7 protein-coding genes are annotated in these 12046 nt (G+C 41.9%); all 7 read left to right on the forward strand.

What is annotated here, in order from left to right; all coding sequences use genetic code 11:
* Positions 1-48 precede the first annotated feature (48 nt).
* The 7 genes from LJE09_RS00710 to LJE09_RS00740 all read left to right on the forward strand — a co-directional run bounded on the left by LJE09_RS00710 (position 49) and on the right by LJE09_RS00740 (position 12015).
* A complete protein-coding gene (locus tag LJE09_RS00710; RefSeq protein ID WP_008706963.1) occupies positions 49-1212 on the forward strand; it encodes a class I SAM-dependent methyltransferase in 1164 nt (387 codons plus the stop codon).
* Entirely contained in the window at positions 1209-3662 is a 2454-nt protein-coding gene (locus LJE09_RS00715; protein WP_022379845.1) for a hypothetical protein, read from the forward strand. The genes LJE09_RS00710 and LJE09_RS00715 overlap by 4 nt, the downstream gene beginning before the upstream one ends.
* A gap of 213 nt (positions 3663-3875) precedes the next feature.
* Positions 3876-5366, forward strand: a complete 1491-nt coding sequence (gene galT, locus LJE09_RS00720) for a UDP-glucose--hexose-1-phosphate uridylyltransferase (protein ID WP_227310904.1) — start codon at positions 3876-3878, stop codon at positions 5364-5366.
* Positions 5367-5559: 193 nt separating this feature from the next.
* Positions 5560-7965, forward strand: coding sequence for an InlB B-repeat-containing protein (locus LJE09_RS00725; RefSeq protein ID WP_227310905.1), 2406 nt, complete (start codon positions 5560-5562; stop codon positions 7963-7965).
* A 185-nt stretch (positions 7966-8150) separates the two neighbouring features.
* Positions 8151-9542, forward strand: a complete 1392-nt coding sequence (asnS, locus tag LJE09_RS00730) for an asparagine--tRNA ligase (protein ID WP_008706954.1) — start codon at positions 8151-8153, stop codon at positions 9540-9542.
* An 84-nt stretch (positions 9543-9626) separates the two neighbouring features.
* Positions 9627-10679 (forward strand): metallophosphoesterase family protein, encoded by a 1053-nt coding sequence (locus LJE09_RS00735; protein WP_022380048.1) that lies wholly within the window; start codon positions 9627-9629, stop codon positions 10677-10679.
* Entirely contained in the window at positions 10645-12015 is a 1371-nt protein-coding gene (locus tag LJE09_RS00740; protein ID WP_020993256.1) for a hypothetical protein, read from the forward strand. The genes LJE09_RS00735 and LJE09_RS00740 overlap by 35 nt, the downstream gene beginning before the upstream one ends.
* The last annotated feature ends 31 nt before the right edge of the window (positions 12016-12046 follow it).

Genomic DNA, 12046 nt, shown 5'->3' on the forward strand with positions numbered 1-12046 from the left:
ACCGGACAGTTACAACAGATTATATAACATTAACAGACAGAAAGAGCAATGAAAAATTTAAGAGAATATTTAGAAGAACAGATAAATGAAAATCTGATACAGGCTGTTCTGAGTGCCGGCAGAAATAAAGATGGCATATCAAAAATAAAGATTCGTCCGATCCGGCTGAAAGGACAGATCTGTTATCAGGCATCTGCCACAGAAGGACAGAAAGTTCTGCATAAAAACTACGGGCGTACGGAACTGATTGAATATGTGGAAAAAGAACTTGCAGAGAATTTCAGACAGTTTCAGGCACAGGGTGCAGTAACAGACGGGGTTGTTCTTGTCAGTAAAAAGGGGAAAATGACTATTAAACAGAAACACCATGAACAGAAAGAAAAAGTTCAGATCCAGGCACATAACCGGGTGAAACAATATATTCTTAAAGAAGGCGTTCCGGTTCCGTTTTTGATCGATCTGGGAGTTATGAATGAACAGGGAAAGATTATCCATGCCAGATATGACAAATTCAGACAGATCAATCGTTTCCTTGAATTTATTGAAGATATACTTCCCAGACTTTCCAGAGACAGAGAAATAACGATTCTGGATTTTGGCTGTGGAAAGAGTTATCTTACCTTTGCCATGTATTATTATTTAAGAGAACTAAAAGGATATGATGTAAATATCATAGGTCTTGACCTGAAAACAGATGTAATTGAGAAATGTAATTCTCTGGCACTCAGATACGGATATGAGAAGCTGCATTTCTATCATGGTGATATTGCAGATTATGAAGGTGTATCCTGTGTGGATATGGTGGTAACGCTTCATGCCTGTGACACAGCTACCGATTATGCACTTGCCAAGGCAGTGGAATGGGGAGCTGAAGTCATTCTTTCCGTACCCTGCTGTCAGCATGAAGTTAATAAACAGATCAAAAATGAAATGCTGGAGCCGGTTCTGCGCTATGGAATCCTGAAAGAAAGGATGTCTGCGCTGATCACAGATGCTGTGCGTGCAGATCTTCTGGAGAGCAAAGGTTATGATACCCAGATCCTGGAGTTTATTGATATGGAACATACACCTAAGAATCTCCTGATCAGAGCAGTCAGAACAGGGAAAAGATCAGACCAGGGTAAGGTGGAGAAAATGCTTGCAGCCCTGAATATCCATCCCACACTGGACAGGCTTCTGAATGAAAAAGAACAGGAAGGGAGTGTGCGATGAAAAGGATACTGAAAAAAGCAGGTATTCTTCTTCTGGTATTTCTGCTTGGTACAGCAGGTACTGCATTGCTTCTTAACAGTGAATCCACAGATAACCGTTCTGATTTTAATGACGCAGTGTTTCCGGAAGTCATGGTGGATATGAATGATACGCTGATAAACCGGATGTATGGATATGCGCAGCCTATGCAGGCGGATTTTACCAGAGACAGTGTGACTCCTCTGGATACATCAAAAAAACTGACATTTAAAGTGAATCCCTATGATTCGGAAGTAAAGAGTTTTTCTTATGAGATCCGTACATCTGATGGAAGTAAAGTCCTTGAAAATAAGAAGATTAAGAATCTTGTAAAAGAAGATCAGTATTTGTCCGTAGACGTGGAGATTGGCAGTGATCTGCGTATGAATCAGGAATATTCCATGCAGATTGCCCTGGAACTGGATGAGGGTACAGCATATTATTATACGAGAGTTGTTTCCAGGTCACAGGTACATGTATCAGATTATGCAGCTTTTGTAAAATATTTTTATGAAGCGTGTCTTGACAAAGAGTCAGCAGATGCACTGGGAAGTTATCTGGAACCACAGACAACAGGAGCAGCAACGAATTATTCGGGGATTAATATTAATTCTTCCCTGAGTGAGATCAGTTGGGGGAATCTTGCTCCGCAGCTGTGTCAGGAGGGAATTCCTGTGATCAAAGAGATCAATGAGACAACTGCCAGCGTTGTGCTGGAATATCAGCTGACTTCGCAGAATGATGATGAGGAAACGGAATTATATGACGTAAAAGAATTTTACAGAATGAAATATCAGGATACCAGGATTTATCTGCTGGATTTCCAGCGTTCTGCAAATCAGGTCTTTGATGGTACACTGCCTGTTTATGAGGATGATGGGATTATCCTTGGAGTGCGCGATAAGAATGTAGAATATATGATGAATGATGCTGCTACTGTGATAGCTTTTGTGCAGGAGGGAGATCTGTGGTCCTATTCACCGGGCAATGAAAAGGTAAATCAGGTTTTCAGTTTCAGAAAATTGAAGGACGGAGATTTCCGCGATTCCAGAACTCAGCATGACATCAAGATCGTCAGAGTAACTGATGAAGGAGATATTGATTTCGTACTTTATGGATATATGAACAGAGGAAGCCATGAAGGATATGAAGGAATTGCAGTTTACCATTACAATCGTGATAAAAACGTGGCAGAAGAAAGAGCCTTTATCCCTGTTTCGGAATCATTTGAATTTCTGAAAAAAGATCTTGAAAAACTGTCCTATGTCAATGAAAAGAATGAGCTGTTTCTGATTCTGGCGAAGAATCTTTACAGAATCAATATCGAAGAGAACTCCAGTGAAATTCTTGAAAAAGGAATAAAAAATGCGAATTTTGTATCTTCCGATAATAATGATCATGCAGCCTGGCTGGTTTCAGAGGGGGATGAAAAAGGAAATATCAAGGAAATTGATTTTGATACCTGTAAAACCCGACTGATCGCACCGCAGAAAGGCCAGAGACTTCGTACAGTTGGATTTATGAATGAAGATCTGATTTATGGAATGCTGAATAAAGAAGATATTCTTACAGATGAGGAGGAACATAAATCTGTTGGGATCCGCATTCTGCGTATTGAAGATTTTGAAGGAAATGTAAAAAAAGAATACCGGAAAGACGGACTTTATATCACTGATATTTCAGTAGGAAATACTCTGATCGAGTTTGAACTTTCTGCAAAATCCGGAGAAACCTCTTATGTTGCCCAGAAGAAAGATACGATCATGAATAATAAAAAGGCAGCGGCAAATACAGTAAAAATCGAACTTATTTCTGCATCCAGGACAGGTGTTCGTGTGAAACTGGTATTTAACACAACCAAACAGACAGATTCTCCGCTGACTATGTATGCAAAGGTAAGCAGTTCCGACCGGAAAGACATTGTTCTGGACACTCAGATTCCTCAGGAAACAGCATATTATGTTTACGGACAGGGCGGACTGAACGGTATCTATACAGATCCGGCGAAGGCTGTATTGCGTGCAGATACGCTGGGAGGTGTAGTGCTGAACCGTACACAGCAGTATGTATGGGAACGTGGAAATAAAAAGACAAAAATGCAGATAGATACAGAAGGGATTCCGGAGATTGTGCTTCAGGGAACCTATGATATTAAAACCCTGAAAAAGAGTCTCAAAAAGACCGGAACTGTGATCGATCTTTCCGGCTGCAGTCTGGACAGTGTGCTGTACGAGATAAGTGCACAGCGTCCGGTAATTGCCAAAACGGGAGCAGATACAAGCGTGGTGATCGTAGGATATGATGAATATAATACCTGGCTGTATGATCCGGTTAAAAAAGAGACCTATCCGTATGGAATGAATGACAGTACGGATCTTTTCCAGAAAGCCGGAAATGTGTTTATCACCTATATAGAAACAGTAAATTACTGATGAAAAACATAACCGGCAGGCAGCTGAGAACGGAGCGAACAGTAACGCGACAGCAACCTGCCGGTTATTCATCCAAAAAATTGTAAAAATGCTTCTTTACATTTCACTGATATTTGAGTATTCTAAAAAGGACAAACAGTGGCAGAGAAATTTATTGTTTAAATACGTTACTGTAAGAGTGAAACAGTAACAGCGAAACGGAGGAACGTACAGATGTTATATGAGAACATTAAAAAATTAGTACAGTACGGAGTAGAAACAGGACTTACACCGGCCTGCGAGAAGAATTATACAATAAATCTTCTTCTGGATGTCTTTAAAGAAGACGAATATGTGGAACCTGAGGAAGAGTACAGGGATATCAATCTTGAAGAGGTATTAAATGCACTTCTGGATGAGGCTGTGAAGAGAAATCTCATAGAAGACAGTGTTGTGTACAGAGACCTTTTTGATACCAGACTTATGAACTGTCTGATGCCGCGTCCGGCGCAGGTACAGAATGAGTTCTGGAGCAGATATGAGAAAGATCCACAGGAAGCAACCGATTACTTCTATAAACTCAGTCAGGACAGCGATTATATTCGTCGTTATCGTGTAAAGAAAGATCAGAAATGGACAGTAGACAGTGAATATGGTAAAATCGATATCACCATCAATCTTTCCAAACCGGAAAAAGATCCGAAGGCAATCGCTGCTGCCAAGCTTGTAAAATCCAGCAGTTATCCGAAATGTCTTCTTTGCCCGGAGAACGAAGGATATGCAGGAAGAGTTAATCATCCTGCCAGAGAGAATCACAGAATCATTCCTATCACTGTAAATGACAGCCCCTGGGGATTTCAGTATTCCCCATATGTGTATTACAATGAGCATTGCATCGTCTTTAACAGTCAGCATGTTCCGATGAAGATTGAGAAGAATACATTTATCAAACTTTTTGATTTTGTAAAACTTTTCCCGCATTACTTCCTGGGATCCAATGCAGACCTGCCTATCGTAGGCGGTTCTATTTTAAGTCACGATCATTTCCAGGGCGGACATTATACTTTCGCAATGGCAAAAGCACCGATCGAGAAACATGTGACTATTCCGGGATATGAGGATGTAGAAGCAGGTATTGTTAAATGGCCTCTTTCAGTTTTAAGGATCCGTCATAAGGATGAGAAGAGACTGATAGAGCTTGCTACACATGTTCTGGAAGCGTGGAGAGGTTATACAGACGAAAGTGCGTTTATCTTTGCTGAAACTGATGGAGAACCGCACAATACGATCACACCGATCGCCCGCAGATCCGGAGATATGTTTGAACTGGATCTCACACTTAGAAATAACATTACTACTGATGAGCATCCTCTTGGTGTATACCATCCGCATGCAGAGTATCACCATATCAAGAAAGAGAATATTGGTCTGATCGAAGTAATGGGACTTGCCGTACTTCCGGCAAGATTAAAAGAAGAATTGGAACTTCTGGCAGAATATATTCTGGAGGGAAAAGACATTTCTTCCAATGAGAAGATTGAGAAACATGCAGCGTGGGTTGCAGAATTCCTTCCGAAATATGACAACCTTGATAAAGACAACATTCAGGATGTTCTCAGAAAAGAAGTCGGTAATGTATTCGTTCATGTACTTGAGGATGCCGGCGTATATAAATGCACTGCTGAAGGCAGAGAAGCATTTATGAGGTTTATCAATAAATTATAAGGAATATTTTCAACCATAAGAAAACAGTGTTTACATAGCAGGATGACAAATCTGGTATTATTTACATATGAGCAGGTTGTGGCGGTTCTGATCAAAAGCCGGGCAGTCTGAAGATGTTTTTGAATGATTGGGAATGCATAGAGAACGTCCCGCATATTTTATGTTGGGACGTTTTTGCAAAATGGAGGTAAATATGTACAGAAAAAGACACAAAAGAGGAAAGCGTCTGGCAAGTGTGTTTCTGACTGTGGCACTGATCACTGCAACAGTTCCCGTACAGGCAGCAGAGTTCGGCACTCCGGACAGTTTTGAAGAGATTTTCAGTTCAGGGGAAGAAGATTCGTGCATAACTGATACAGAAAATACTTTGCCGGCAGCTTCTGATTCGGAGAAAGTAATGGCATCGGAACTGTCACCAACACCAACAGTGACTTCGACACCGGAGGGTACACCTGCACTGACAGAAACACCGACTCCTTCGGTCACACCGATGCCGTCTTCAACACCGACTCCTTCAGTCACACCATCACCATCTCCCACGCCGACGATTAATCCGGAGAAAGAGGTAATGCTCCGGTTTATAGACGGAGAAGGAAATGAATGCGAACAGCTGCGAACAGTGATGTCCTGGGGTGAATCTTTGATCCTTCCCAATGTACCGGATACAGGTGCACCAGATATGTGGAAACTGGAAAAAAATGAAAAACTTGGAGATGCGATCACTCTGAAGGGTGGAGATATTCTTACTCTGAAGAAAGGCGAGAGCTGGAATCTGTTTCTCGAAAAAGGCATCCTGAACTTCTATATGCCAAAGAAATGTACGGTTTCCCTTTATAATAATTCAGGAACCAGTGTGTTTTCCAATGGGATTCTGCAGGCATATGAGACAAAAAACGTCATACTTCCGGATATGCCATCATCTAAATACATTAATTATGGATGGACAGATACAAAGGGAAGTTCTGCTGTAAAATATGAACTGAATTCAGAATTTACAGTGACCGGCGACACAGATTTTTACATTGTGCGCCGTACAGCACTTCAGGTGAATTTTAAGACCAATACGGGGGCAAGCAACAGTAAATTTACCAGACTGAATCAGAAAGTCGGAAAAGGACTTACAGTTACAATACCGCAGGTGCCTGTCAAGACAGGATATCAGTCTTTGGGATGGTCAAAGAATAAAAAAGCCTCCAAAGCTGACTATAAAGCAGGCCAGAATGTGACTATATCAAAAACACTGACTTTCTATGCTGTATATAAGAAATTGCCTTACACAGTTACTTTCAATAACAATAATGGAACAAGTACCAGCAAAATTTATACTTCGCTCACCATGTATGCGTCAAAAAATCAGAAAGTGACACTGCCTGATGTGCCGAAAGTAAAGGGTTATACAAATCTGGGCTGGACAACTGTAAAGGGAGAAACAGAACCGGAATATTCATCCGGTGATACAGTAAAGATTACAAAGGCAACTCGGTTCTATGCAGTGCGCAGAAAGAGTAATTATTATACGGTCAGCTACTATCTGGGAAATGGAAGCACTAATGCGGCTTATCAAAAACTTACTCAGACAGTAGAAGAGGGAACGGTTGTTACCTTTGCAAAAGTACCGGCAAGAACCGGTTATGTTAATCAGGGATGGTCAAGTAAGAAAAATTCCGAGAAAGCAACAGCAAAGGCGAAATGTACAGTCAACAAAAATATCACTCTTTATGCGGTACAGAAGAAGGCAGTACAGCTGACTTTTCACAGATGTGACGGCAGCACCTGGCAGAAAACGACTCTGGCAAAAGGAAGTTCTTATTCTCTTCCGGGCGTAAGGGATGCAGAAGGTTATACTTTTATGGGGTGGTCCACAAAACCGATGCAGAGTGTTTCTCCGCAGTATGAGGCAGAAGAAAAAATCACGGTAAATGGAAATGTGGATCTCTATGCAGTGGTATTTAACAGAACAACGGAAACAGACCTTACAGAGGATCAGCTTCCGCAGGTAGATATCTATAAATATAAACAGGTGATTTTTGTAGGTGATTCCCGTACGGAATTTATGGAAAATGTTCTGACAGGAATGGGAGAATCTGTGACTAAAAATGTGAAGTTTGTCTGCTCGGCAGGAAAGGGACTGGACTGGTTTACCACTACAGGATGGGCTCAGCTTTATTCCATAGTACAGCACGATTCCAACAGTATTCTTTCAAAGAAAACCGCAGTGATCTTTAATTTTGGAGTAAACGACTTGTCAAAATCTGCAGATTATGCGGAGTATTATAACTGGATTGCACCACAGCTTAAAAGCAAAGGATGTGAACTGTACTTCATGTCTGTAAATCCGGTGAATCGTCTGATGCTTCCCAATGCGGGAAGAGCGGACAGAAGTGAGGCGGCAGTCAGATCATTCAATCAGTATATGAAAGCAAATCTGTCTTCTGCTTATACTTATATTGATATGTATTCTTATCTGAAATCAACAGGATACAGCTTTGCCAGTGATCATTACGGAACCGGTACGGTAGATGACGGGCTTCACTATACTACAAGGACATATAAGCGTATTTTTGCAAAATGTATGGATTCATTGAGAGTGCCTGCCTGACCAAATGGCAGAGAGCATGATTTTGCTACACCTGACAAAAGAAAAAACATAGTTAAATACCAGATTACTCCTTGCGTGAAAACAGGGAATAGTCTATACTAAAAGGCGAGACGGCTGTTATCTGAAACAGCGTTTCGTCTTTTTGTGTAAGACCAGAACGATGAGGAGAAAGAGGAAACATAGATATGAAGTTAACAACAGTAAAAGAGATTTACAAAGAGAGAGAAAAATACCTGGATAAAGAGGTTACAGTAGGTGGATGGGTACGAAGCGTACGTGACTCCAAGACATTTGGATTTATCGTGCTTCACGACGGAAGCTTCTTTGAGACTCTTCAGGTAGTTTATCACGATACAATGGAGAACTTTGCTGAGATCAGCAAATTAAACGTAGGTGCAGCGATCATTGTCAAAGGTACACTGGTAGCAACTCCACAGGCAAAACAGCCATTTGAGATCCAGGCAGCAGAAGTTACAGTAGAGGGTAATTCTGCACCTGATTATCCGCTTCAGAAGAAACGCCACAGTCTTGAATACTTAAGAACCATCACACATCTCCGTCCGAGAACAAACACATTCCAGGCAGTATTTCGTGTACGTTCTCTGTGTGCCTATGCGATTCACCGTTTCTTCCAGGAGCAGGGATTTGTTTATGTGCATACTCCGCTGATCACAGGAAGCGACTGTGAAGGAGCAGGTGAGATGTTCCAGGTAACTACTCTGGATATGAACAACGTTCCGACAGATGACAAGGGTGCTGTAGATTACTCTCAGGATTTCTTCGGAAAAGAAACTAATCTGACAGTAAGCGGACAGTTAAACTGCGAGACTTTTGCACAGGCATTCCGCAATGTTTATACTTTCGGACCAACCTTCCGCGCTGAGAATTCCAACACAACCCGTCATGCGGCAGAGTTCTGGATGATCGAGCCGGAATGCGCATTTGCAGATTTAAATGACAACATGGATCTTGCAGAGGCAATGCTGAAATATGTGATCCGTTATGTACTGGAGAATGCACCGGAAGAGATGAATTTCTTCAATTCTTTTGTTGATAAGGGACTTCTGGACAGACTGAACCATGTGATCAATTCTGAGTTTGGTCATGTCACTTACACAGAAGCAGTAGAGCTTCTGGAGAAGAACAACGATAAATTTGACTACAAAGTATTCTGGGGATGCGATCTGCAGACAGAGCATGAACGTTATCTTACAGAAGAAATCTTTAAGAAACCTGTATTTGTAACAGATTATCCGAAGGAGATCAAAGCTTTCTACATGAAGATGAATGAGGATAACAAGACTGTTGCAGCTATGGACTGTCTGGTGCCTGGAATCGGTGAGATCATCGGTGGAAGCCAGAGAGAGGATGACATTGAGAAACTTGAGAAACGTATGGACGAGTTGGGACTTAAGAAAGAGGATTATGACTTCTATCTTGATCTTCGTAAATATGGTTCCACACGCCATTCAGGATTTGGTCTTGGATTTGAACGTTGCGTAATGTACCTTACCGGCATGGGCAACATCCGCGACGTAATTCCATTCCCAAGAACTGTTAAAAACTGTGATTTATAATTTGACTGATATCAGTATTGTGGGAGCATTGAAGCTGCAGAGCAATCCGCAGATATCAAAAATGTTATAGAAAGAGAGATTGGCATGAGATTTATTCATCTTGCAGATGTACACCTTGGTGCAGTTCCTGACAGGGGCTGTCCATGGAGCAGCAGGCGGGAGGAAGAAATCTGGGAAACTTTCCGCCGGGTTATTGCGGGTATCCGCGAGAATCCGGTGGATTTGTTATTTATAGCAGGAGATTTGTTCCACCGCCAGCCTCTTCTACGGGAACTGAAAGAAGTAAATAACCTGTTTTCCACCATCCCGGATACCCGGGTTTATCTGATGGCAGGAAATCATGACTATATTAAGGCTGATTCTTTTTACCGGGATTTTCAGTGGGAAAAGAATGTGACATTTTTTAAGAATGAACAGCTTACCTGTGTGAAAGATGAGAAACTGGATGTTTATGTATATGGACTGAGCTATGAACATCAGGAAATAGAGAATCCTCTGTATGATTCCATACATCCTGCAGAGGGAGAGGGGGTTCACATTTTACTGGCTCATGGTGGAGATGCGAAGCATATCCCCATGAATATCAAATCAATTGCTGCGTCAGGATTTGATTATATTGCATTAGGACATATTCATAAACCCCAGATTCTGATCCGGGATAATGCAGCTTATGCAGGTGCGTTGGAGCCTGTTGACAGAAATGATCTGGGTGATCATGGATACATAGAAGGACATCTGGAAAATGGAAGGCTTAAGACAAATTTTGTTCCTTTTGCCTGCCGTTCCTATGAGCAGATTCTTCTGATGCTGCGTGAAGATTCTACACAGGCATCTCTGGAGGATATGTTGAAGGCGGATCTGGCGAATAAAGGACGCATGAATATCTACAGGATCGTAATCCAGGGAACCAGGGCACCGGAGCTTCTGCTGCTTCCCGAGAGACTGAAGTCTTTTGGCTACGTAACAGAGGTTCTGGATGAATCAAAGCCTTCCTATGATCTGGAAGCACTTCAAAAAAAATATAGTGGAACACTGATTGGTGACTATATCAGTTATTTTCTTGAAAAAGACAGAAATGCAGTGGAGGAGAAGGCATTATATTATGGTCTTCAGGCTTTACTGGAAACAAGCAGGTGACAGACAGAATATGATTATCAGACAGTTAAATATTAAAAACTCTGGAGAAATCCATGATAAAACTTTAGAGTTTTCTCCGGGAATTAACGTTCTGTATGGAGAGAATGAAAGCGAAAGAGCGATAGTACATACGTATATTAAAAATATGTTTCTCGGAGATATCAGTGAAGCAATCTACGATAATGCAGTTTTTGCTGCGAAGTTAAAGAGTCCGACAGAACAGGATCTGGCTCGGGAGCTGCAAAAATTTATGACCGGCTATCAGGGAACTGCAGACAGCTCCATGGATCTGGGACGGGCCATGCAGATGCTCAAGATGTCCAGAAAGGGTTATCTGGTACAGGCAGACAGAAAACAGAAAGAGACAGAACAGGAGAGGCAGAAACTTCTGACCAGGATGGATGATATCATAAGTGATCTGAATGATCTGAATGGAAAGCTGGATCAGATTAATGAGAAAGAGGAGTCGTTACGGATGCATCCCGGAGATGAAAATGGTGCGGTTATTCTGGATGAGAGAATGGCACAGGCAAAGGCAAAAAGAAACAGCTTTGCAATGGGAATGCTGATATCGGCCGCTGCCGGCATCTTTGGATTGATTTTGACTGCGATTATAGCGGACAGTGTTTCGGTAAGTCTGATCGTAGCGGTTATTGCAGCTGCGTTGGTGGGATTTTGTGGAAAACAGCAGCTGAAGTATGCAAGGGAATTTCAGAAGAGAATACGGATGAAGAAACGTTGGGTATCCAGGCAGGAGAAACTCAGATGCAGTAAAGAAAATCTCAGACAGGACTATGATGAGAAAGAAACAGAACTTTGTAACCTTAAGGAAGAATACCGGGAATACGAAGAAAATTCTTTTCTGCTTACATCGGAAGAGCGGGAAGTACAGGCTCTGAATATGGCGATGGAAACCATAGAGAGAATGTCAGGAAATATTCATCTTCAGGTGGGACGAAAGCTGCAGATACGTACTTCTCAGATTTTGAGTGAGATTACAGATGGTGAATATCAGGACGTACAGATGGATGCGGCATCCCACATGACAGTAACTACCGGGAACGGAGCGGAAGCACTGGAATGTCTCAGCCGCGGCACTCTGGAGCTGATTTATTTTGCCATGCGCATGGCTGCAGGAGAGCTTCTGTGTCAGGAAGAAAGTCTGCCGGTGATACTGGATGATATCTTTGGGATGTATGAGGAAGAAGATCTTGAGGCAGTTCTTGAATGGATGTATAAGGAGAAAAAGCAGGTTATCATCAGTACCTGCAGTAAACGCGAGATGGAACTTCTGGACAGAGAGGGAATCCCTTATGGGAAGCAAATTATTTCCTGAATTTTAATCAGACTGCGAAGCAGTTATTCAG

It is taken from the genome of Blautia sp. DFI.3.45 (genome assembly GCF_020593505.1).
Lineage (GTDB): Bacteria > Bacillota > Clostridia > Lachnospirales > Lachnospiraceae > Blautia_A > Blautia_A wexlerae.

What these genes read in the sequence shown, in the direction of transcription:
- galT (WP_227310904.1), top strand. Translation starts at nt 3,876, where the DNA reads ATGTTATATGAGAACATTAAAAAATTAGTACAGTACGGAGTAGAAACA.
- LJE09_RS00740 (WP_020993256.1), top strand. Translation starts at nt 10,645, where the DNA reads ATGGTCTTCAGGCTTTACTGGAAACAAGCAGGTGACAGACAGAATATG.
- asnS (WP_008706954.1), top strand. Translation starts at nt 8,151, where the DNA reads ATGAAGTTAACAACAGTAAAAGAGATTTACAAAGAGAGAGAAAAATAC.
- LJE09_RS00725 (WP_227310905.1), top strand. Translation starts at nt 5,560, where the DNA reads ATGTACAGAAAAAGACACAAAAGAGGAAAGCGTCTGGCAAGTGTGTTT.
- LJE09_RS00710 (WP_008706963.1), top strand. Translation starts at nt 49, where the DNA reads ATGAAAAATTTAAGAGAATATTTAGAAGAACAGATAAATGAAAATCTG.
- LJE09_RS00715 (WP_022379845.1), top strand. Translation starts at nt 1,209, where the DNA reads ATGAAAAGGATACTGAAAAAAGCAGGTATTCTTCTTCTGGTATTTCTG.
- LJE09_RS00735 (WP_022380048.1), top strand. Translation starts at nt 9,627, where the DNA reads ATGAGATTTATTCATCTTGCAGATGTACACCTTGGTGCAGTTCCTGAC.